The organism is Thalassospira sp. ABL2_045 (genome assembly GCF_056161285.1).
Map to the genome: position 1 here is coordinate 1 of NZ_JBSWYV010000014.1, position 23,175 is coordinate 23,175.

Genomic DNA, 23,175 nt, shown 5'->3' on the forward strand with positions numbered 1-23,175 from the left:
GGATCCGGGAGCCTGCGTATACGCAGGCTCCCAAATGAAAAGAGGCACGAACATCATACCAAATGTTCGTGCCTCTCAATGTATAAGGGCGGAAGAGACGCCAAGCGCGACCGATCCACTGAACGGTATCGAAATTACCAGTTACGTCATAGACAATACCACTCATCTACGCACCAAAGAAGATGGGCGCATGATCAATTTGTTCTTCGATGCGAACAACCATGGGATACTCAATCCGCTTACGCAGGTATCTTACGCGCCGGTCAATTTCGCGCAGGCATTTTGCCATAGATTTAATCCCCGTTTTCCGAACGGTCCTCATTGCGGGCTGCCCAATGGACATGGCCACGGTTTCCGCCGTTCCTTTTTCCAAAGGAGGTCTAGTTCGGATTTAAGGGCATTGAGCCCTTTGGGAGTGATGTAAATCGGTCTGTCCATGGACTGCGTTTTAGCGCAACTATCGATGTTCGAAAAGATGCAATGAAAACGCGGCTGGCAGGGCGGTGTGATTGCGGCAGAGGCTAAAGACTTTGACGATAACGGGCTTCCATTTCCGATTGGGTTTCGGTTGGTCCATCAGTGTTCATCTGGTCCCTGAGCATTTGCCCCATGGTCGGGAGTTCTGAACGGTCAATAATGGCGTCGGCTGACCACAGCGCGGATCGCATGAACGCCTTGGCGCAATGCAGAAACGCACATGTTACCGTGATGCTCAGGACAGAACGTGGCGCGATATCATTTTCGGCGAAGCGCGCGCAAATTTCAGGGGCAGTCACCAGCTCTGCCGTTCCACGGATGCGCAGGGTTTCATTGACGCCGGGGATCATGAAAAGCAGGGCAATTTGCGGGTTTTCGGCAAGGTTTCCCAGATTGTCCAAGCGGTTGTTGCCGGGACGGTCAGGCAGGATAAGGGTGTTGTCGTCTTGGATATAGACAAAGCCCGGTAGTCCCCCGCGCGGACTTAAGTCCGGCGCTGCATCTGGTGTCGCTGTTGACAGAATGCAAAAGGGCGAAAGCGAGATGAATTTCTTGCAATGGATATCAAGCTTTTCAAGCTCTTTTGCCTTTGCCCGTGCACCAGCCTCGGGATAGTGCGACAGGATTTGAGAACGCAGTTTGTCCGCTGACGACATCTGGGCGCTTCCTTTGTTCTAAAAGTAATATTTAACAATGTCTTGGAACTTCATCCCTGACAACAGATGAACTCGGGATTCGTTCATTAAAAGATCAAATTATTTTCACAATCACAGACATGTCTTACGGATACAAAACGCAGCGACAAGCAAAACTTGTCGCTGCGTTCACCGATCATGATCGATCAAAACCGAACCTGATCAGGCAGCCTTTGCCGTACTGCGTAACTCCCGGTCATCAATCGGCATATGGACCAGGGCGGCAAAGACACCAAGTGCAACCGAAACCCACCAGACGGCATCGAAATTACCGGTCATGTCATAAACAATCCCGCCCATCCAGGCGCCAAAGAACGCACCGATCTGATGGCTGAGCATGACGATGCCAAACAGGGTGGCCATATAGCGCGGGCCAAAGACCTGTGCGATCAGGCCACTGGTCAGCGGCACGGTCGACAGCCAAAGCGCGCCCATGGTGGCCGAGAACAGCAAGATGGTTTCTGATGTTTTCGGCGCAAAGATAAAGATCAGAAGGACGACAGCGCGCATGCCGTAAATAAACGACAGGCCGTATTTCTTGCGCCATTTGCCGCCGGCCCAACCCGACGTAAGGGTGCCGATAATGTTAAACAGGCCGATCAAGGCCAGACCTTCGGCGGCAACCGAACGCGGCAGGCCGCAAAGCTCGGTAAAGGTCGGCAAGTGGGTGGCAATCACCGCGATATGGAAACCGCAGACAAAGAACCCGGCATTGAGCAACACAAAGCCGCGATGTTTGCGGGCTTCGTGAAATGCGGCCATCAGGCCTTGCGGACCAAGGTCGGGGGTGGCGGTCGGGCTATTGCCTTCGGCCTTGCCGGTCATGGCAAAAGCGGCCGGGACGATCAGCATCGAAATACCCGCAAGGATCACCAGTGCGGCGACATAGCCAAGCGAACTGTTCAGTGCCTGCGTGGTTGGTGCCATCACCAACTGCCCAACCGATCCCCCGGCCGATGCGAGACCCAGTGCGAAGCTTCGCTTTTCCGCGCTGAATACCCGACTGATGGCGGCCAGAACAATCGGGAAGCTTGTTGCGCCGACCCCGGTACCGATCAGGAAGCCTGCGGTGAAATGCAACTCACCGGGTGATTGCGACGTGCCCATCATATAAAGGCCAAGGCCATACAGAACCGCCCCGCCAATCAGGGTGCGGGTGGTGCCAAAACGGTCGGCAAGCGCGCCAGCAATCGGGGCGGAAATGCCCCACATCAGGTTCTGAATGGCAAAGGCCAGACCAAAGGTGGCCGCGTTCCAGCCGGTGTCATTGAGCATATCGGGGATAAACAGGCCAAGCGACTGGCGCACCCCAAGATTGAGTGACAGAACAAGGCAACCTGAAAGCAGGACCAGCCACGGGAACCATTTGGTGGCACGTAACAGCGCCATGCGGGCAGGGCTTTGAGTGGGGCTCATGATGACATTTCTCCGGCAGGCTATTTGTTTTATTGGTGGCGATATTGAACGCGTTGGTGGCATGCGTCCAATTCATTCCGATTATGATGCTGATAACACTTGTGCATGATCAATGTTGGATATTTTATCCGCCGCAATCACGAGTTCGCCAACCTTGTCGATAATGTCATCAAGATCAGAGCTTGAGGCGGGCCGGATCAGCGTGATGGCCATGCCCCAGTTCATGCCGGGAATATCAAGAACCTTGATCCGGTCACGGGCTGGACTGTGCAGACAAAAGCGTCGCGCCATGATGCCGTAGCCCGCCCCGGCCGCGATCATTTCTATCTGCAATTCAAGAGCGGAAACTTCCAGAACCGAGGTGAATTCAACACCGTTTCGATGTGCCCATGCATTGCCAAGGGCACGGAACATGCAACCTTCGGGCATCAGGATGAGCGGATTTTGGGCGAGCTCGGCGATATCTTTCGGGTGGAGGTGATCCGTGTTGGGGCCGATGGCAACGATTTCATCATCAAGCAGTTTTTGCGCCGACAGACTTGCCGGAAGATCGCGGCTATGCATCCCGCCAACACTGCTGTTTGGCCCTTCCAACGACAGCATGGCATCAATTTCGCCCCGGCGCAGAAGCGGAAGGAGTTCCACCGACCAGCCCATTTTGACCGACAGCGACATATCCGGGAAAGCCTGATGCAGGGCGCGCAGTTCGTTGGCGGCCAGAAGCGGTGCCGCCCCGTGACTAAGGCCCAGCCGGAACGGGCCATGGCGTTTGGCGTTGCCGGCAACGGAATCACTGAACCCATCAAGCCGACGCAAAAGGTCTCGCGCCTCGGTCAGCGCCCGGTGCCCCGCGATGGTGGGTTGCAATGGTTTGGTTGTGCGATCAAACAGGCTTTTGCCAATGCGTTCTTCAAGGCGCTGGATCCGGCGGGTCACGGCGGGTTGGGTCAGGCCAAGATGATCCGCCGCACCGTGAAAGGATTGCGCGTCGGCAACGGCGATAAGGGTTTCAAGCTCGCGGGTGTCCATGGGGCTGTCCTGATCATTCCGGGATCAGGCGATTGTCCGGCAAACCGATCGGTCATGCAAGAAATCTATTATTTTTAGGTAGTCGATGCATTCTATGCATTGGCGGTGGCTTGTGCGCCTTTTCGTTTTGCCTTGAACGCCGTTGCCGCCGCCGTGTAGCCACCTTCGCCGCCATCCAGAAAATGGAAATGGGCATCGCTGGTGATGGAGGGTACGATGCAGGTCATGATGGCGCTGCGTTGGCGATGGGTGCCGAAATGAACCGCACCGTCCAGTTCTGCTGCGTGCAGATGGGCTTCGACTTCTTCGGCGCGCGCCTTGCTGCAATTCACCGTCATCCACAGCCCGTCGCCAAATTTGCGAAAGTCGGTGTTATAGCCGGTGTAATCGCGGTAACGCCTTGGATCAAACGCGCCCAGTTTCCAGCCGGTTTTCATCAGGATGGCCGCAATCAGGGCGATATAAAGCGCCTTGAGCCAGGCCTTGATATAGCCGCCTTCGTTATGTTTGGTCGCCTCGGCTTCAAGATGCAGACCGGGTGGCGGGAAAGCGACATCGGGACCGCTTGCCGGGATCGGGCTGCTTTTGCGCGGGCTGTCATCGAGGATGGCAAAAAGCCCGCTGACCGTGGCATCAAACCGGGCGCGGTCATCGCGCGGGGCCACAATGATTGACAGGATCACATCCGCGCCATCAGCCCGGATCGGTGACCAGCGACAGGACAGCCCGGTCAGGTCCGGGCGACTGCCGGGCGGAGCCGGGTCAATCAGGTTGTTGCCCTGTTTCATCTGGTCTTCGGCCCATTGCATGCCGCCACCGGCGAACATGGCATAGGATACCGGATCGGATACCGCGTAGCGGGCAACGCGGACATCGTGGTTTGCCGCGCGGATATCAGAAATCCGGACCAGACCGACGCGGAGTTCAAGGCCCAGCGTTTCAACCGCCCAGGTGGCGGTGGCGGCCATGGCATCGCGCACGGCATCGATCCGGTCTGGCGCGCAGGCAAAGCTTGCCCCGTCGCCGCCAAACAGAAACGGATAATCCGAATGGCCAAGCGCGTTGCTGACCGCGCAAATGACCGACGCCCCGACCATATTGACGTCCTTGTAGCGGCCGGCCTCAACCGCCTTGGTCGATCCGATGACATCAGACGTGCCCACCCACCAGTCATCGGGCAGGCCATGATAGACGCTGCCATCAAGGACTTTGCCGAAATCGTCAAAGGTGGGAATGTCGAGATAAAAGTTGGTCACATCGGTCTCGCAATTGCGCGGAATGGCGGCGGAAAACGACAGACCCGGCCCGCGATCAATAATGCGGCGGCGGTGCGTCGTCTTCCGGTGCTGTACGCAGGAAATCGATCATGCGTTTAATATCAGACGTCATTAATTTGTTCTGACGTTCCAGCACATCAATGCGATCCCACTGGGATTTGATCATGTCAGACAGGTCGCTGACGATGGTTTCCATATGGGCAAGCTGTGTTTCAAGCTCGGTAACGCGGCTGTCGATTTCTTCGTGGCTCATGACTTCGATCTTTTGAAAATGGTGTCATTCGGGATGTATGCCGTCACTTGCGGTCTGCGCAAGCCTGTGGCACCACTGCCCGGCGCGGACCGTAACACAATTGGATGACTGATGACCGATTTATCCGTACTGGCCCTTGTCGGAATTATTTTGGCGTTGATTGCGGTTTATGCAATCCGCCTGCGGGCGGTGCCGATGCCTTCATCGGCCAAGGCGGCGGACGAAATCATCGCCTATATCCCGAGCGACACCAAGGAGGTGACGGATTTCGGATCGGGGTGGGGCGATCTTGCCTTGGCAATTGCGCGTGCGCGGCCGGATGTCAAAGTTACCGGTGTTGAGCTGTCCCCGATCCCCTATGCCATCAGCCGCATGCGCAGCGTTCTGGCCGCCAAACCCAATATGGATTTCATCCGGGCGGATTTTCGTACCCTTGATCGTGATCCGGGTGACGTTGTTGTGTGTTTCTTGGATCCACGGGTGATGGAAGATGTGGGAGACGTTCTGGCCGAGCGGATGGCAAATGGCGGTATCGTGATTTCACGCGCCTTTGCCATTCCGGGCTGGCAGGCCTTTGGCGAGGTGCCGATGAAAACCGGGCCGGACCGCCTGTATATGTATCGGATCGGCAGTCACAAGCCCGGTTGATCAGAGCCCAATCAAAGGCGATCAATCTTCTTCATAGACCTTGATCAAGGCGGAATGATCAAGATTGCCATCGCCCATTTCGATCAGTTCGTCATAAAGTTCCATGGCAAGGCGGGTGATGGGCAGCTCGACACCGAGCTCGCTTTCGGAAAATTCAAGCGCCTGGAACAAGTCCTTGCGCTGAGTGACCACCTTGCCGCCCGGGACGAAATTGCGTTCGATCATGCGTTCGCCGTGCTTTTGCAAAATGGCGGAATCGGCAAAACCACCGGTGAGCGCCGAACGCAGCTTTTCGAGATCAACATTGGCCTCATCAGCCATGGAGAAGGCTTCGGCAACCGCGCCGATGGTGATGCCGACAATCATCTGATTAGCGGCCTTGGCAATCTGACCCGAACTGACATCGCCAACATGGGTGACGCGTGCCCCCAGCACATCAAAGATGCGGTGAACACGCTCAAAGTCTTCCTGATTCGCCCCGACCATGATCGACAGGGTGCCGGTTTCTGCCCCGTGCGTGCCGCCGGAAACCGGGGCGTCAATCCATGTGCCGCCCGCCTCATCAACCGCATCGGCAAAACGACGGGTCGCCTCGACCGAGGTGGTGCCCATGTCAATCACAATCGTGCCTTCTTCCATGCCATCAATGATGCCGTCTTCGCCCAGAAGCACGTTTTCAAGGGCGACAGTATTGGCGACACAGATGATGACGATATCGGCCTCGGCCACGGCATCGGCCGGGGTGCCGGCGGTGGCGATGCCAAGGTCTTCAAAAGCATTGAGCGTTTCGGGATTGCGGGTGTTGACGGTCAGAACCGCACCGGCCTTTTCAAGATTAAGCGCCATCGGACGCCCCATCAAACCAAGTCCGATAAAGGCAATATTTTCCCCGGAAAGAGCGGTCATGACAGCAGTCCCTTTGTTTGGCGGTATCAAAATCTTGGTCGGCGACGCAAAACCGGCCCGCACAGGATTGTGCGCAACCGGCAAAATTTCGTGGCTAGGCCATATCACATTGCGAAGGTCCTGAAAGCAGCGATTTCAGGGCGTAACGCCCACCATGCGCTTTGGGTTCCACAATTTCGATTAAACAGGCCGAACAACTGTCGGAATGCTGAGTAAAGTCCGTATCGTCAATCAGGTGTCGCAATCAAGGCGCCCCGTCATATCCAAAAATCAGAAATCACCGGGCCGGACATAGCGTGCCGCCATGGCGCGTTCGATCGCCGATCCAACCAGCCGGTCAAGATCAAGCCGGTGGCGCAGCAATTCGAGAATGCGGAGTTCTTCCTGACTGATTTCGCTGTCGGAAAGGACAATTTCACAGGCAAAAACATAGGCGGTTTCGCGCAATTTGCGCGGCAGGGCATCGCGGATCAGATCCAGCGCGCGGTCCATGCCATCTTCTTCGCCAAGCAGCTTTGCACAATCGCGGGCAACGCTGGTCACGCCATCATTGTCAAATCCGGCAAAAATCGGGAGATAACGGACCCGGCGGCCCATTGCGGAAAGTTCGGCGTCGGTAATATCGTTATCAGCGGCCGATACCATAACCATTGTGTAGATCAAGGCGTCCTGATGCGAAATCACGTTGGTTACTCCTTATCGAGAATGGTTCCCTGAACGCTGTTTATCCAGACATTTGACGATCTTGTCCGGGCAGTGTGAAAACCACCGAGCAAGAGGATGGTATGCTGATAACCATCCATGGGCAACAGTTAAGCGATGAAATTTCAGGGTTTTCATGGCGATTTTAAGGAATACGTAGTGAAATCGTTGGCATTCTGTTGTCATCGGTCGTGCGGGGTATATAAACCGCGAAAAACGAGGGGTGCGCGATCGTCAGAACAAAAATGAAGCCGCGATAAGAATACAAGCGAAATGATTGGGGTTATTGGCTCTGGTCGGGGAAAATTTGGCTTTGCACTGCATGGGGTAGCAGTTATGGTCGCGCAGCGACAACAAACATGACGAATAAAGCCGCTATGGGAGACATCAACGCAATCAATTCCGTCGGTACGTTGACGGCGTTGATAAGCCACCTGTGTTTGCCGTCTGGAGCGTATGATCCAGACGAAGGGCGTTTACTGGTAAATGCGGCCTTACGCGATGCGTGCAATGGTGAAATCCCGGCTGAAGAATGGATTGCGCTTGATCAGGCAGGTCCGCTTGCCGAACCAATCACAGAACTCACCCAATATTTTGCGGAAAATGGCGGCTATCAGCATGTTGCTTGCGGCTATCAAGACAAGCCGCAGGTCATGTTTGGCTGGAAACTGAAGATCGGTCATCGGTCCTATATCCGTTTCTCAGCCGTTCCGGCGAATGTTTCTTCGGGGATCGGGTCACTGATATCGCCGCAACCGGTGTTGCTGGTGGAGCCGAATGGCCAACTGCGCGCGGCCAACTGTGCGGCCGAGCAGCTTACCATTGAAATGGGGCTTTCATCGCCCCTTGATCTGACCCATCCCAGTGATCAGCGCGCACTGGTCAGTGAAAATGGCCCGCAATTTGATACCGACCATACCCGTACCGTGCATTACGGGCAGCGCTTCTTCCAGTGGCAGTATATCTCGCTTGATATCGCTGGTTGTCTGGTGTTGTTCGGCCAAGAACGCACGCGCGAGGAAAGCTATCGCCGCGCCCTTGAACATGCCGTTCATGGTATTATCGAGCTGAGTTCCGACGGCAATATCACCAGTGTGAACGCCGAAACGGCATCGTTGTTCAATTACGATTCCGTGCGCGAACTGACCCAGGCCTATTTCCGCCATCCCGAAACGTTTTATGCCAATGACAGTGATCGCGTTCAGCTCAGGCGTGATCTTGCATCGGGCAAGGGCGTGCATGCGCGCGATATCGAGATGCGCCGGGCCGATGGCAGTCAGCTTTGGGTGCGGGTCAATGCCACCGAAATCCGGGGCGAGGGCGGTGGATTGCTGGGCTACAGCGTCACCATCACCGACATCACCAAGAACCGGCAGGCCGAATATGACCTGCGCCGTCGTCAGGAACGCTATCGCGCGCTGGTGCAAACGGCTGGCAGCGTGATCATGTTCCTCGATGCCGAGGGACGCATTCTTGAATATAACCGCGAATGCGAATGGACGTTTGGCTATTCCTGGATGGAAGCGGCCGGGCAGAACTTCTTTGATTTCCTTCTGGTCGAGGATGAGCGTGCACGGGTGCGCATGGCGGTGCGTCGCCTGCTGTCGGGAGAAATCATCAAGGACGAGGTGTTTTCGTTCAAGCGCCGCGACGGGGAAGTGCGCCTGTTGCAATGGAATGCGCGCGCGCATTTCGGCGAGGATGGCGATGTTGCCGGTGTGATCTGTATTGGCCAGGACGTGACCGAAAAGCTGTCGGTCGAACGCGCGCTGCGCCATGCCGAAGAAAAATTCCGCGGCATTTTCGAAAACTCGGCCGAGGGACTTTATCAGAGCCTGCCACTCGGCCCGATGCTGTCGGCCAACCCGGCTTATGTCTCGATCCTTGGATATGACGCGGTTGATGACCTGTTTGCGCAGGAACAGGATGCGACCTTGCATTATCTGAACCCGGTCAGCCGGTATCGCATTACCGGGCGGCTGTTGCGTGATGGTTCGGTGCACGGGTTTGAAACCGAAATGCGCCGTGTCGATGGCAAGATCATCTGGGTTGAGGAAAATGCCCGCCTGATCCGCGATGATCAGGGACGCCCGTCCCTGATCGAGGGATCGATCACAGACATTACCGACCGCAAACGTAGCGAAGCCCGCATTCAGTTCCTGGCCCATCATGACGGGCTGACGGGGCTTCCCAACCGAACCCTGTTCCAGGAACGGCTTGCGGCAGCGGTTGAGCAAAGCAAGCGCGAACGCTGCCATTTCGTTTTGATGATGTTTGATCTTGATAACTTCAAGGACATCAATGACACGCTCGGGCATCCGATTGGCGACCTACTCTTACAGGGTGTGGGTGAACGCATGCGCGTCTGTCTGCGCAACGAGGATGTGGTCGCACGTCTGGGCGGGGATGAATTTGCCGTTCTGATCCAAGAGCCGGGCTCGATCGAGGAAGTGACCTTTGTCGCCCAGCGATTGATTGAACGCGTCTCGGAACGTTTCATGCTTGATGGCAATGAAGTCCAGGCATCGACGTCTGTGGGTATTTGCATGTATCCGCAGGATGGTCGCGATGAGAAGGATCTGCTGCGCAATGCCGACCTAGCGCTTTATTGCTCCAAGGCGGAGGGACGCAATCGCTATCACTTCTTTGAACCGAAACTCCAGGTCGAGGTTCAGGAACGCAAGGCAATGGAACGTGACCTCAGCCATGCGATTGAAAATGATGAGCTGGAGCTGTTCTATCAGCCGATCATTGATATTGGCGGGCATCGCATCATCGGCATGGAAGCCCTGGTGCGCTGGTTCAATCCGTCGCGCGGGCAGGTCAGCCCGGTTGATTTCATACCGGTGGCCGAACGCATGGGCATCATTGCCGATATCGGCAAATGGGTTTTAAACCGTGCCTGCGAACAGACCAAGGCATGGCGCGATGCTGGTTACGGCGCGCTGACCATTTCGGTCAATCTGTCGCCGCTTGAACTTGCCCGTCATGAGGACCTGATTGAAAGTGTCGGCGAAACCCTGTCCCGTACCGAGCTTGATCCCCATCAGCTGCAGTTCGAAGTTACCGAGGGTGCGGTGATGGATAACCCGCGTGAAGCGGCCATCACGCTGGGCATCCTGCGTAATCAGGGCATCCGGATTGCGATTGATGATTTTGGCACGGGTTATTCATCGCTCGCTTATCTCAAACGTTTCCCGGTCGACAAGATCAAGATCGACCGATCATTTATCATTGATATCGACAGTTCAGATGGCAATGCCGCCATCGTGCGGGCGGTGGTGTTCCTCGCGCGTTCATTTGGCATGGCGGTCAATGTCGAAGGCATCGAAACCGAAACCCAGCTTGAACATATCGCATCCGAAGGCGTGGACGAGGTCCAGGGCTTCTATTTCAGTCAACCGATCAGCGCGACGGATATGGAAAACCTGCTCAAAGCCAATCTGAGCTCGCCGGCACGGTTTCCCGTCGCCCAGCCTTGAGCCCGACCTGATCTGATCCTGCGCGAAACGCAGCCCAACAAAAAACGCACCGGAACATTGCCCGGTGCGTTTTGTCGTTTCATGGGGGTTGTGGTTTTCAGGCCGCGGATTGCTGTTGCGGGTCGCCTGCGACCTTGCACAGCTTGTCGCGGTCAATACGCATTGTCGATGGCATGCGCGGGTTGCGTTCAATCGCGCCTTCGCGTTTCAGATTGGCGATCATGCGACTGGCCGTTTCGGTCGTGGTGGCCACGATATTACCAAGCTTTTCACGGTTGGGCAGCGACACCAGATCGTTGTGGGCCGACCACAACAGGAACCGGCAAATCCGGCGCATGGCCGATCCGGTGCCAAAACTGATCTTGAGCTGCTGCCCATCCATGACCTCGCTTGCCAGAAGCGACATCACGGCGGCTTGTGCGCGGGCATCGTTTTGCTGGGCAAGGCGCACCCGCTGGATCGGGATGCGCTTGATGACCGAGGGTGCGATGGTTTCAATCACCAGCGTCGGGTCGGTCACGGCCAGCATTTCAAGGCCGATCGCATCACCCGGGCGATAGACGCGACAGACCTGTCTTTCGCCCTGTTCGGTGTATTTGCAGCGTAACGCCAGTCCGGATTGCACAATGTAAACATATGTGTGGTCCTCGGCGTGGTGGCCGATGCTGGCATCAGATGGCAATGTCAAAACGCAGGGTTCGGCAAGTTTTTCCAAGAGGTGCAAGGCGTCGTCTTTGTTCATGGGGATCTCCCATTGGCAAATTTACGGATACGCGGCAAAGCCGTCGCGTATCGACACCAGTCTGTGAACCGGGCTATGCCCGGAATATGCCGGTTTTCGGCGGGAAAAAGGGTTCAGATCGGGGGAATGCCGACATGCTGCAGATACAGTTGTGACGTTACAGGGCCATCAAGCCCGTAATGATCTGCGAAGGGCCACGATCATAACCCGATCAGATGGCAACGGGCGGCGCACGCGGTGACGCTGCAATCGGGCAGAAGTCATGCAGACGTGCGGTGATATGAAGGGCGGTGACCTTGTTCGATAGCCGTACGCGATGAACCAGTGGTAATTCCGGTTCGACCGGCATGCCGGCTGCATGGTTGCCAAGACCGCAACTCGCACACTGGAACCCGTCAAAGGCATCCGAGCTGTGCGGATTGGCGGTGCGATCTTCGGTAAGGTCGGCTGGGACCGAAATGGTTTTGATGCCATTCGCGGTACAGATAATCAGCGGGACATAGGTCTGGGAAACTTGCGCGTCGGCCGTCGGCACTGCTTCAAGGGCGACAGGCGCATGCATGAAGCCGAAAAACAGCGCGTTGACCAGCAACAGCCACGCCACACAAAGCGACAGCGTGCGTCTGGCAGCCAGGCAGTTTAACGGCGTGAAATACACGTGTTTCCATCCCGATTGGAAAGCTTGTGAATTGGAATAAACCCTTGAAAGCGCACTGTCAAAGCCTGCGATAGTGAACCAGTTATCACCATTTTTTTATAATCGTTCCGATGTGGTGAGCAAACCCGCCGCATCCTTGATCAGGCGGTTGCCTTGCGGGGGGTTCTGGCCATCGAAATGCGCAACATGACAACACCGGTGATCGCCACAATGCCACCGATCAAGGTCAGGATATCGGGTTCAATCCCGCTAAGCACCCAAGCCAGCATCACGGTAATCGGGGGGACGAGATACAAAAAGTTTGCCGCGGACGCCGGGCCAAAATGGCCAATCGCATAGCTCCATGTTGCATAGCCAAGGGATGCGGAAATGAGTCCAAGGAACATTACAGCGGATATGACGGAAACCGGTGCCACATTGATTTGCGCCAAGCCACCCGGCAGCCAGGGGGTTAACCAAAGTGCGCCGGTTATCAGCGTCCAGCAGGTGCAGTTGGCCGGGCCATAACGGGCAATCAGCCCCCGAACCAGAACGAAATAGGTCGCCGACAGGATGGATGCCAACAGGATCAGCGAGCTGCCATTGCCAAATGTCATCGGGCCCGGCTGACCAAGCGCGATCAGCACCACGCCGGAAAAACTCACCGCTGTGGCAATCCAGGCGCCAATCCCGAACCGATCGCGCAGGAGTACGGTCGCAAGCATTGCCGTCCAGATCGGCAATGTATTGATGATAAAACTTGCCGCGCCGGGCGAGACGGTTTGCTGCCCGGTATTAAGCAGCCAGTTATAGATGCTGATGCCAAGCGCACCGCCCAGACCCAGCCGGGCAAGGTCAATCAGTTTGGGCATTCCAGGACGTTTGAGCACAAGCCAGATGACAGCCGGACAAGCCGCCAGCGCAAAGCGCAGGGCGGCAAGCGACAGGGGATCAAGCCCTGCAAGTGCAACTCCGATCAGCGGGAACGCCGCAGCCCAGGACAATACAGTGACAAGGGCGCAGGCAAGGCCCAGAGTGGCGCGTGAAAACATCGGCTTATCCCCGTTTGATGTGAATCGATCTATCTCCTGCCTTGTTGATAGTCGGTTCATAGATGTTGACATAGAACATGGCTTGGGGATCAGATGTGCATATGATGCACAGCAATGATCTTTCCTTGCCACCCCTTGCATTGTTGCCGGCCGTGATGGCAGCGGCGCGCAACGGGTCCTTTTCGGCCGCGGCCAACGAAATGGGCGTGACGCATAGCGTGATCAGCCGCCATGTCGCACAGGTCGAACAGTGGCTTGGTTATGATTTGTTTGAACGCTATGGCCGTGGCGTGCGTCCGACACCCGATGGCCAACGGTTTTTGCGCGAAGCCCAGGCGGCGATTGATCTTTTGTCACAGGGGGCACAGCCATGGCGGCAACGCCGTGGACCGGATGTTGTCAAGATCAGCCTTCTGCCATCCTATGCCCGGATCTGGTTGCTTGACTTTGTGCCGGATATCGAGCGGGATCTGAATGTGCGGCTTGAGCTTGAAATTACTGAGCGGTTGGCGGATTTCGATGGCAAGCAGACCGACATCGCCATTCGCTGCGGCAAGGGGCACTGGCAGGGTACCAAAACAAGCTTGCTGTTTTCCGATGATCTTGTGCCGCTGATTTCACCGAAATTTCTGGCCGGGCGGCCCCCTGAAACCCTTGATGCGAAGGAGATTGCAGGCCTGCCACTGCTTAATGACAGCGATGCGACGGGATGGCGCCATTGGTTGGCTGAGCACGGCGTTAAGTATCGGCCCAAGCCATCTGACCGCCGATTTGAAGATTACAGTGTCGGGTTGTCTGCGGCGGATGCCGGGCTTGGCGTGATCCTGGCGCGCTTGCCCTTTTCGCGCAGTGCAATTGCAAAGCACGACCTGATCATGTTGCCTTTTGTGCCGGTTCGAAGCCCGCTTGGGACCTTTTTGGTGCAGCCCACCTATGATCAGCGCCCGGCGGTTCGCGCAGTTGCGGACCGCTTCGTCGCGGCGGCAAGGGCCTGTGAATAGGGAACTTGTTCTATGTCAGATGCGTTAGATGGGCTATGATTCGTCGCAATTTCAAATTGATATTGCGGCGCCCCACAGCAGTCAGGAGCACCTTACCATGACCTTGATCGTAAATGACGGAACGCCGGAAATGCGTGGCCTTTTAGAAAAGGGGCGTAAACGCCTGCGCACGGTCGGTGTGGTGATGCTGATCTTGGGTATTTTGGCGGTGGCTTTTCCCTTTGTGACGACGATTGCGTTCAAGACCGTGATTGGCTGGCTGTTTCTGATCGGGGCGCTTGGCCATTTTTACGGCGCCTGGAATGCCGATACGCCGACACGCCGCAGCCTTGATGTTATTCAAGGCGCCGTCTTTGCGCTGATTGGTGGTTGGCTTGCCTTCATGCCGACCGGCGGCATTGTGACGCTGACCGTTTTGTTGGCGATTGCCTTTGTCCTGCACGGGCTTTTTGAAACCATGATGGCACTTTGGCTTAAACAGTTTCCCGGCTGGAAATGGATGGTGGTTTCTGGCGGGATTTCGGTTCTGGCCGGTATCCTGATCTTCGCCGAATTGCCAAGTTCGGCAACATGGGCAATCGGTTTGTTGCTTGGCATCAACCTGCTATCATCGGGGTTCAGTTACCTGATGGTGTCCATGGCGATGGGCAAGGTCGCGCGCCCTTAAAAATGCGCGCATTTGAGGGATAAGGCATGGCAAAGGCGGCACCGGTTGGTGTTGAGACGGGCGTTCTGGACCGGTGGGACGATGCCCTGTCGTCCCCGGCCCTCAACCGTTCCATTCTGATTATCACCCTGCTGGCCATGGCGGCCCATTTCGTTCTGATGTTTGCCGGGCCAGAGATGCTTTTTGGCCAGCGCACAGCCGACCTGCCGCTTTTCATCCTGTTTGTGTTCGGCGGGCTGCCCATTTTGGGGCAGCTTGCTATCAAGCTTCTGCGTCGTGAAATGGGGGCGGATTTTCTGGCCGCCATTTCGTTTGTTACTGGCGTGGTGTTGGCGGAATATCTGGCTGCCAGCCTGATCATTCTGATGCTGACCGGTGGGCAGGTTTTGGAAAGCTTTGCCATGCGCAAGGCGTCCTCGGCGCTTAATGCGCTGGCCAGCCGCATGCCCAGTGTCGCGCATCGAAAATCGGCGGACGGCGAAGTAACCGACATTGCCCTTGATGAGGTCGAGATTGGTGATCTGATTGCGGTCTTTCCCCATGAAACCGCCCCGGTTGATGGGACTGTCGTTGATGGTCATGGCAGCATGGATGAAAGCTACCTTACCGGGGAGCCCTATGTGGTGGCCAAGGCACCGGGAACCAATGTGCTGTCGGGCGCGATCAATGGCGAGGCGGTCCTGATCATTCGCGCGGAAAAGCGCGCACGCGATTCCCGCTATGCCCAGATCATGGATGTCATGGCCGAGGCCGAACAAAAACGCCCGCGCATCCGCCGCCTTGGCGATCAGATCGGGGCGTGGTTTGCCCCGGCGGCCCTTTTGTTTGCGATATTGGTCGGCTATCTCAGCGGCGATTCATCACGGTTTCTGGCTGTTCTGGTGGTGGCAACCCCCTGTCCGCTTCTGATTGCCATTCCGATCACGGTGATGAGTGCGATTTCCATTGCCGCCCGGCGTGGCATTGTCGTGCGTGATCCGACCGTGCTGGAACGGTTGCCGACTTGTCAGACGGCGATCTTTGATAAGACCGGGACGCTGACCTATGGCCGACCGGAGCTAGTCGATGTCCTGCCCGGACCGGATTTTAGTGGCGATCTTGTCTTGCGGCTGGCGGCCAGTCTGGAGCGCTATTCCAAGCATCCGCTGGCCTCGGCGGTGTTGGCGACGGCACGTGCGAAAAAACTGCCGCTAGATGAGGTCAATCACGCCTCGGAAAAGCCGGGGCAGGGGCTAAGCGGGCAGGCCGATGGTCATGAAGTGGCTGTTACCCATCGCAACAAGCTGATGAAATCCGATCCCGAAATTGCGCGGCTTTTGCCCGAAACGGCGGCGGGGCTTGAATGCGTGGTGCTGGTTGATGGCAAATACGGCGCAACCTTCCGCTTTCGCGATACCCCGCGCGCCGAGGGCGAGAGCTTCGTCGGCCATCTCGGCGAAATCCATCATTTCAACAAGGTGATGTTGCTTTCGGGCGATCGCGAAAGCGAGGTCAGCTACCTTTCCGAACTGCTTGGCATTTCCGAAAGTCTGGCATCGCAAAGCCCGGAACAGAAAGTCGCAATCGTGCGGGCCGAAACCGCCAAGGCCCCAACCCTTTTCATGGGGGATGGCATCAATGATGCCCCGGCACTGGCCGTTGCCACGGTTGGTATCGCCTTTGGCAAGGAAAGTGCGGTGACCGCGGATGCTGCCGGCGTGGTGATCCCGGAGGCATCCTTGGTGACGGTGGATGAGCTGCTGCATATCAGCATGGCGATGCGACGTATCCTTCTGCAAAGTGTGATTGGCGGCATGGTGCTGTCCATACTTGCTATGGGTTTTGCCGCCGCAGGCTATATCACGCCGGTCGCAGGCGCGCTTTTGCAGGAGGGCATTGATGTGATTGCGATCCTCAATGCGCTCAGGCTGGCGCTTCAGCATGATATCGATGCTGATATTCACGATGATTGAGGTCTGAAGGTTTAAGAACGCGGCCCGATGTAAATCGGGCCGCGTCTTGTTTGATGGCGTTAGGCTGCGCGCAGTTTACGCTGTGGGCGGGCGACCAGCATATAATCCAGCAGCCAGATGACGATCATCGATGCCCCCACGGTCGGGTAGATGATGCCGCCAATCGCAAGGATGGCGGTGACGACGGCAATCCTGCTTCTGTCACGCGGCATGGGTGGGACGCCAAGTGCGCCCGATGGGCGGCGTTTCCACCACATCACGCCTGCCGAGATCGACATGAAAATGACCAGGGCACAGATCACCAGCAGGATAATCTGATTGGCGATGCCAAATTCCTGACCCATGTGAACATTGATGCCAAATTCCATGATCTTGCCAAACGGGCCGTAATCGTCATAGCCCATGTCGATCAGCGCCCGGCCGGAATATTGATCAAGATGGATGACCCGTTGCAGGGACAGATCATCTGGATAGATCGACGCACTGTAAACGCCGCTTTCACCGCGCGGCAGTGAAAGTGCATAGCCCGGCGTTAGTCCCATGCCGTCAAAGGTGGCGATGGCCTTGTCGACTCCAATCGGCATGGGATCGGCCATGGTGTCATGGCCGCCATCAACAGATTGCGGTAGCGGAATGTTTTCGTTGGTCCAACTCACGTCGCCGAAGGCATCAATCATCGGAATGGTCGAAAGCGGCACATCGACGCGAACCCCGGACGGATAACCATTGGGGGTGCCATTGGCAAACTGATTGGCATATTTGCCCCAAAACACCGACCAGAACATGCCGGTTGCCGCCATGAAGATAATGAAAACCCCGATAAAGATACCGGTCACCGCGTGGGCATCACGCCACCAGATGCGACGTTTGGGTGTTTCGCGAAGCGTCACAACCCCGCCTTTCTGCTTGCCGCGCGGCCACCACAAATACATCCCGGTCAGAACCAGAAGGATCGCCCAGCCCGAGGCAATTTCAATGATGTAATTGGGGATGGTGCCAAATTCCGCCAGACTGTGAATGCGCCGCACGACCCACATGATCGTGGTGCGATCGGGCATATGCCCCAAAACCTCGCCGTTATAGGGATCGACATAGACCGCTTCGCGGCCACCGGCATCGGCCGCGATCACGATTTCACTGCTGCGATTGGGGCTGGACGGGGGCAGTACCTTGGTAGCATGACCCGGAACCGCACGCAGGGCTGCTTCGATCTGGGTGCTCATGGGAAGGGCAGAGGATGCGGAGACTTCAACGAATTTGAGGTCGGCGTGATACCAGTCATCAATTTCATCACGATAGATATAGGCCGCCCCGGTGATCGACATCAGGATCATGAAGGGCAGGATCAAAAGACCGGCATAAAAGTGCCAGCGCCAGACAGCCCGATAGAGGCTTGTGTTCCCCTTTGATGCAGGGATTTTGGAATTTTCAGTCATGTTTCTTGTCCATAAGCGTGCGGGCGCGCGAAAGGTTTTCGACGCGGTAAAGCACAAGGAATTTCAGAAAAAGCAGACAGGAAAACGCCATGAACCGCGAAGGCGGTCACACCGGTTGCGTTTTCTTAAAGCTGCCTAAGAATGGATCAGGAAACAGCGGGCGGTGCGCGCGGCGATGGCGCAATGGCGCAGAAAACATGCTTGCGCGCGGTAATGTGCAGGGCGCTAACCGCATTGCTAAGCGCGATGGCTTCGAGTTGGGGAAGTTCCGGAGTGACCGGCATGCCAAAGGCATAATTGCCCAAACCACAAAGCGCACATTCATAGCCGGTTTGCGGATCGCTATTTTGCGACGGCTCATCGGGAAGACCGTCGGCACGCACCAGAATGGTTTTGAACGTCGATCCGGTGCAAATCACGATTGGAATGCGCACCACACCATCCATCACAGAGGCAAGCGATGCGCCGTTGGCCTTTGCCATCGGGATATGCATGAAGCCGAACATGATGGTATTGGCGAGGAAAAACACAGCCACCAGTGCCGAAAGGCCCTGTCTGATTATCAGACTGATCTGGCGTTTGTGCTGCACGTGTCGCGGTCCATCAAGGTTTGTCTTGATGTTCTTTATGCGCTTTGCCGAAAGGTGTCAAAGGCTTCCAGTCTTGGGAAGGTCGGTTTCCTTAACTGCTTGCGTGATTTCGGCAATCGCATTTGCGATACCGTCTTCTGCGGCAATCTGTTTTGCCAGGTGTTCGGCTTTGTCGCGATAGGATGGCGTTTCAAGAACGGTTTTGATCTGCTCAGTCAGCAGTTCAGCGCTCAGTTTCGCGGGCTTTATCGAATGGGGTGCGACGCCCAGATTATGAAGACGTTTTGCCCAAAAGGGCTGATCGCCGAAAAACGGAATGACGATGGATGGCCGACCGGCGCGCATGGCTGCTGCAGAGGTGCCAGCCCCGCCATGATGAATGACGATATCGATCTTGGGGAACAGCCAGTCATGGGGGACCTCTTGCACCGCAAGGATATTGGACGGCCAATCAATGTCATCCATCGCCCCCCAGCCGGTTGCAACAATGGCAGCGACATTCTCCTCACCGGCTTGCGAAACGGCGGTGGCAATCATCTGTGCCATTGCGGTCGGATCATTGCCACGCATTGACCCGAAGCCGATATAGATCAGCTTTTTGTGACGTTCGACAAAGCTTTGCAATGCCGGGTCGGGAAGGCTTGCTTGCGGGGCTGTATCAAGGAACCAGTATCCAGTGACACTGGCATTTTCCGGCCAGTCAGTCGGGCGCGTGATGACCGCGTTGCTAAAGGCATGGACGATGCGAAGCGCACCCGATTGGCAGGACTTAACAATGTCCAGGGATTTGGCATTGATCCCGTTCTGACGCCGTGCGGCCCAGCGGCAAAATTGCCGACGCAGCATTGCGTTCAAAAGCCTGTAGACAAGTTTTCCGGTCAGACGGTTATAGCATCGGCCAAATCGATTTGGCAGTTCGAGATCGGGCACCCCCATATGCGGGTAATCACCGGTCGGGATGAAGGACGGGATCAGTTGCGCCATCACGACCGGGATGGCGAAATGCATGCCAATCGGGAGCGCACCAAAGGTTTTGGGATGAAAAACGATGACGTCGGGTTTGCCCTGATCAATGGCCCGGAATATGTCATCAAGCAGCGTGTCCTGAAGACTGCGTGCCTTTATGCCAATGGCAAATAATGATCTCAGCTTCTGAAAGGCTGACGCCTTCGGATCTGACGCGCGGGCAAAGTGCTCATCATCCATCAGCGCAATTAGCGCATCACTGAGGGCGGTGAACCCAAGACCATGATCCGTGACAAAGCCGGCAAAACGTTCGGGCGCGGCAACGGTCACTCGGTGCCCCTTTTCGAGCAGCCCACGACCAAGCGCGACAAAGGGCTGTATGTCGCCGCGCGTCCCATAGGTCATCAGCATGACATGCATGGTCCGTCCTTCCGCCGTCACAGTCGACAAAAAAGAAACCGCTTAACCTTCGCTATCCTTGTCGTTGCCAAGGAAGCTTCGCGTTTGTTCAATCGCTTCACGCAACCCGACACGCTGCACATCGACGTCTTCGGGGAAGGCGCCCAGAAGCCTTGATGGCATGCGGTTATCAAGCAATACAAACACCCCGCGATCTTCGGCGCGCCGCACCAGGCGGCCAAAGGCCTGCTTCATCCGCAAACGGGTGAGCATGTCGTCATAGCGCGCACCATGAAACGCGGACTTGCGCGCACGGTGCAGGATGTCGGGGCGGGGCCAGGGCACGCGGTCAAAGACGATCAAGCGCAGACTATCGCCCGGCACATCCACGCCATCACGGACGGCATCGGTGCCAAGCAAGCAGGCATCGCGTTCGACCCTGAAAATGTCGATCAGTGTTGAGACATCCATGCCATCGATATGCTGAGCCAGAAGCTGCAAACCTGCGTCATCCATCGGCCCGGTCAGGCGTTCATATGTGGCCCGCAATCGTGTAATCGCGGTAAACAGTCCAAGCGCACCGCCACCCGATGCCAAAAACAGCTCGCGATAGGCCGCCGCGATATGGTCCGGGTTGTCGCGGCCCAGATCATTGACGATGAAAACGCGGGTTTGCTCGGCGTAGTTATACGGACTTTTCATCGCCGCCCGGATCGCGGGCAGCGGCATGTGCGCGGCCCCCGTGCGGTCCTGGGCCACGGCCCAGTCGAAATCTTCATCCCCCGTGCCATCGCGAAGGGTGGCGGATGTCACCACCATGCCATGTGCGGTGGGGGCAAGCGACGTGGTTAGCGGGATGGTCGGGTCAAGGTAATGACGATGCATGCCGACATCGAAATCACGGCCAAACTGGCGTTCAATCGCAAACCAGTCGACAAAGGTTTTTGGTGTTTCCTCGACCAATGATGCCAACATTTCCCGCCATGCGCCGACCTGCATGATGGCCCGGCGTTCTAGCGACCTAATGGCGGCATCCAGGCGCTGGCGTTCAGCAGAATCAAGCTCGTCAGCCTTTTCATCGAGCATATGGGCGATGATCTTGATCAGCGACTTTGCCGGTTTTTCCATGGCCTCCAACGCGCGATCGAGATCAGCTGCACTGGCAAGAACCTCGGTCACGGCGGGTTTGCAATCGGTCTCGATCGAGTAGCCGCGATCCCCATCAGATGAGCGTGCCAATACCTGCGCCCGCACATGGGCAAGGAAGGTTTCGGCCGGGCCCTTGGCATATTGTGATCCATCATGAATGCGCGATAGCCAGCCTTGCTCGGGAAGGCACTGGGCGGCGACAATCACCGCATTGACGGCATCGCGCAACTCATCACGATCCAAAATCAATGTTTCAAGCCGCTGTTTGAGGCCGCGCGCACGCGATGATCCCTTTTGCTCAGCACCGAGCAACCACCGACGGAGTTCCTGCCCCTCCATTCCGGTCAGATGCGATGAGAATGCCTTGTCGGCGGCATCAAAAAGATGATGGCCCTCGTCAAACACATAGCGTGTCGGCATGGAGGCATCATCAAGCCCGCCAAGGGCGGCCTGCACCATCACCAGTGCATGGTTGGCGACGACGATTTCGGCCGAACGCGCACGGCGCACCGTCTTTTCGACAAAGCATTTGGAATAATGCGGGCAGGCGGCATAGATGCATTCGCCGCGCTGATCGGCCAGCGCGCCGGTAAAACGATTGCCGAGCAATTCGGTCAGCCAGGCCGGGAAATCGCCGCCGACCATATCGCCATCGCGCGTGTGCGATGCCCAGCGGGCAATCAGGCCCAGCGGGGTGGCTTGATGCGGTTGCTGGGCAAGCGGCCTTTGGGCTTCTTCGAAATTCAGCAGGCAGAAATAGTTTTCCCGCCCCTTGCGTACGACGGCTTTCAGGCATTTGTCCTTGGGATCGTCATACAGGCGATCGAGTTCCTGATCGATCTGGCGTTGCAGGTTGCGGGTATAGGTCGAAATCCATACCGCACCATCATTTTTCTGGGCCCAAAGCGATGCCGGGGCGACGTAACCCAATGTCTTGCCAGTACCCGTTCCGGCCTCGGCCAGGACAATATTGGGCGCACCGTCATGCAGGCGCGGGCCAAAGGCAGAGCAGACGGACGAGGCATAATCGGCCTGTTGCGGGCGTTCCTCCGCCCCTTCGCCCAGAAGGTCCTTGAGCCGCTTGCGCGCATCCTTGGGATCAACCGGATGGTTGGCCGGTGGTGGCGGCGGGGCATGTTCGGCCCATTCACCCAGTTTCTTCCAGACCTTGAGACCCTCATACACCGCATAACGATGCGGGCCGTCGCCATCCGCCCCAAGGGCGGCCAGAACCGAAACACCCCACGGCCAATGTCCGCGCGCCATCGGCCACGCGATCGAAAGGGCCGGGCTGCGTTTGTTGCGATGAAGGGTAGCCAGTTCCTGTAAAAGGCGCTTCATGGCTTCTGCCAGGGCCTCTGCCTGACCGATCAGGTCATCTGCCGGTTTCTGGCCCGTCGCAAGCGCAATGCCGCGCGGGGTCGGCACACAAAATTGCGCCGGGCGGACAAAGGCAAACAGCTCCAACAGGTCATGGGCCGGAAACGGATCGGATTTCAGACGCCGGGCACAGGCCGGGGTATGGACCAGGATGGGGCGCGATGACCGGGCGCGCTTGGCAGCAGCCCCGTGCGGGAGTTCCTCGATCTCGCCATCGGGCGACAAAAACACGGCATGACGCAATCCAACGACCATGACAGGGGCGTTGGGCGGCATGAAACGCGGTTGGGACTCTTCGGAACGATCATCGAACATTTGG

At 56.8% G+C, this 23,175-nt stretch carries 20 protein-coding genes; 6 read left to right on the forward strand and 14 right to left on the reverse strand.

Annotated elements, in window-relative coordinates; translation table 11 throughout:
* Positions 1-424 (forward strand): hypothetical protein (locus ACXAIA_RS17065; RefSeq protein ID WP_475350389.1); only part of this gene is annotated, 424 nt, incomplete at its 5' end.
* Between the two features lie 97 nt (positions 425-521).
* Here the strand turns inward: ACXAIA_RS17065 and ACXAIA_RS17070 are convergent.
* From ACXAIA_RS17070 to ACXAIA_RS17090, 5 genes are all read right to left on the reverse strand, one after another.
* Positions 522-1,133 carry a pyridoxamine 5'-phosphate oxidase family protein gene (locus tag ACXAIA_RS17070; RefSeq protein WP_475350390.1) on the reverse strand — a complete coding sequence of 204 codons (612 nt, stop codon included), beginning with the start codon at positions 1,131-1,133 and terminating at the stop codon, positions 522-524.
* A gap of 201 nt (positions 1,134-1,334) precedes the next feature.
* The gene (locus ACXAIA_RS17075; protein ID WP_475350391.1) at positions 1,335-2,588 is read right to left on the reverse strand and encodes an MFS transporter; all 1,254 of its coding nucleotides are present in this window, start codon (positions 2,586-2,588) and stop codon (positions 1,335-1,337) included.
* A gap of 81 nt (positions 2,589-2,669) precedes the next feature.
* The gene (locus ACXAIA_RS17080) at positions 2,670-3,617 is read right to left on the reverse strand and encodes a LysR family transcriptional regulator (protein WP_475350392.1); all 948 of its coding nucleotides are present in this window, start codon (positions 3,615-3,617) and stop codon (positions 2,670-2,672) included.
* A 92-nt stretch (positions 3,618-3,709) separates the two neighbouring features.
* Complete coding sequence (locus tag ACXAIA_RS17085; RefSeq protein ID WP_475350393.1) at positions 3,710-4,873, reverse strand: DUF3095 domain-containing protein; 1,164 nt, start codon at positions 4,871-4,873, stop codon at positions 3,710-3,712.
* A gap of 55 nt (positions 4,874-4,928) precedes the next feature.
* Positions 4,929-5,147 (reverse strand): SlyX family protein, encoded by a 219-nt coding sequence (locus ACXAIA_RS17090; protein ID WP_475350394.1) that lies wholly within the window; start codon positions 5,145-5,147, stop codon positions 4,929-4,931.
* A 111-nt stretch (positions 5,148-5,258) separates the two neighbouring features.
* Here ACXAIA_RS17090 and ACXAIA_RS17095 point away from each other — a divergent pair, with 111 nt between their 5' ends.
* The gene (locus ACXAIA_RS17095; protein WP_475350395.1) at positions 5,259-5,795 is read left to right on the forward strand and encodes a class I SAM-dependent methyltransferase; all 537 of its coding nucleotides are present in this window, start codon (positions 5,259-5,261) and stop codon (positions 5,793-5,795) included.
* 21 nt (positions 5,796-5,816) lie between these two features.
* Here ACXAIA_RS17095 and ACXAIA_RS17100 read toward each other — a convergent pair whose 3' ends face one another.
* Together ACXAIA_RS17100 and ACXAIA_RS17105 are read right to left on the reverse strand one after the other, a co-directional pair.
* A complete protein-coding gene (locus tag ACXAIA_RS17100; RefSeq protein ID WP_475350396.1) occupies positions 5,817-6,701 on the reverse strand; it encodes an NAD(P)-dependent oxidoreductase in 885 nt (294 codons plus the stop codon).
* A 270-nt stretch (positions 6,702-6,971) separates the two neighbouring features.
* Positions 6,972-7,385 (reverse strand): tellurite resistance TerB family protein, encoded by a 414-nt coding sequence (locus ACXAIA_RS17105; RefSeq protein WP_475345215.1) that lies wholly within the window; start codon positions 7,383-7,385, stop codon positions 6,972-6,974.
* Between the two features lie 377 nt (positions 7,386-7,762).
* On the opposite strand from ACXAIA_RS17105, the gene ACXAIA_RS17110 reads away from it, so the two are divergent.
* Positions 7,763-10,885 (forward strand): sensor domain-containing protein, encoded by a 3,123-nt coding sequence (locus ACXAIA_RS17110; RefSeq protein ID WP_475350397.1) that lies wholly within the window; start codon positions 7,763-7,765, stop codon positions 10,883-10,885.
* Positions 10,886-10,982: 97 nt separating this feature from the next.
* Here ACXAIA_RS17110 and ACXAIA_RS17115 read toward each other — a convergent pair whose 3' ends face one another.
* The 3 genes from ACXAIA_RS17115 to ACXAIA_RS17125 form a co-directional block, all read right to left on the reverse strand.
* Complete coding sequence (locus ACXAIA_RS17115; protein WP_475350398.1) at positions 10,983-11,627, reverse strand: Crp/Fnr family transcriptional regulator; 645 nt, start codon at positions 11,625-11,627, stop codon at positions 10,983-10,985.
* Positions 11,628-11,838: 211 nt separating this feature from the next.
* Positions 11,839-12,285: a DUF2946 family protein gene (locus tag ACXAIA_RS17120; protein ID WP_475350399.1), complete on the reverse strand. Its 447-nt coding sequence runs from the start codon at positions 12,283-12,285 to the stop codon at positions 11,839-11,841.
* Positions 12,286-12,425: 140 nt separating this feature from the next.
* Positions 12,426-13,316 (reverse strand): DMT family transporter, encoded by an 891-nt coding sequence (locus ACXAIA_RS17125; RefSeq protein ID WP_475350400.1) that lies wholly within the window; start codon positions 13,314-13,316, stop codon positions 12,426-12,428.
* Positions 13,317-13,393: 77 nt separating this feature from the next.
* Here ACXAIA_RS17125 and ACXAIA_RS17130 point away from each other — a divergent pair, with 77 nt between their 5' ends.
* From ACXAIA_RS17130 to ACXAIA_RS17140, 3 genes are all read left to right on the forward strand, one after another.
* Positions 13,394-14,317 (forward strand): LysR family transcriptional regulator, encoded by a 924-nt coding sequence (locus tag ACXAIA_RS17130; protein ID WP_475350401.1) that lies wholly within the window; start codon positions 13,394-13,396, stop codon positions 14,315-14,317.
* A gap of 97 nt (positions 14,318-14,414) precedes the next feature.
* Positions 14,415-14,984, forward strand: coding sequence for an HdeD family acid-resistance protein (locus tag ACXAIA_RS17135; protein WP_475345219.1), 570 nt, complete (start codon positions 14,415-14,417; stop codon positions 14,982-14,984).
* Positions 14,985-15,010: 26 nt separating this feature from the next.
* Positions 15,011-16,936 carry a heavy metal translocating P-type ATPase gene (locus ACXAIA_RS17140; protein ID WP_475350402.1) on the forward strand — a complete coding sequence of 642 codons (1,926 nt, stop codon included), beginning with the start codon at positions 15,011-15,013 and terminating at the stop codon, positions 16,934-16,936.
* 59 nt (positions 16,937-16,995) lie between these two features.
* Here ACXAIA_RS17140 and ACXAIA_RS17145 read toward each other — a convergent pair whose 3' ends face one another.
* The 4 genes from ACXAIA_RS17145 to ACXAIA_RS17160 all read right to left on the reverse strand — a co-directional run bounded on the left by ACXAIA_RS17145 (position 16,996) and on the right by ACXAIA_RS17160 (position 23,171).
* Positions 16,996-18,372 carry a PepSY-associated TM helix domain-containing protein gene (locus ACXAIA_RS17145; RefSeq protein WP_475350403.1) on the reverse strand — a complete coding sequence of 459 codons (1,377 nt, stop codon included), beginning with the start codon at positions 18,370-18,372 and terminating at the stop codon, positions 16,996-16,998.
* A 146-nt stretch (positions 18,373-18,518) separates the two neighbouring features.
* Positions 18,519-18,962: a DUF2946 domain-containing protein gene (locus ACXAIA_RS17150; protein ID WP_475350404.1), complete on the reverse strand. Its 444-nt coding sequence runs from the start codon at positions 18,960-18,962 to the stop codon at positions 18,519-18,521.
* Positions 18,963-19,019: 57 nt separating this feature from the next.
* A complete protein-coding gene (locus ACXAIA_RS17155; protein WP_475350405.1) occupies positions 19,020-20,348 on the reverse strand; it encodes a glycosyltransferase in 1,329 nt (442 codons plus the stop codon).
* Between the two features lie 42 nt (positions 20,349-20,390).
* Positions 20,391-23,171 carry an ATP-dependent DNA helicase gene (locus tag ACXAIA_RS17160; RefSeq protein WP_475350406.1) on the reverse strand — a complete coding sequence of 927 codons (2,781 nt, stop codon included), beginning with the start codon at positions 23,169-23,171 and terminating at the stop codon, positions 20,391-20,393.
* Positions 23,172-23,175: the final 4 nt, after the last annotated feature.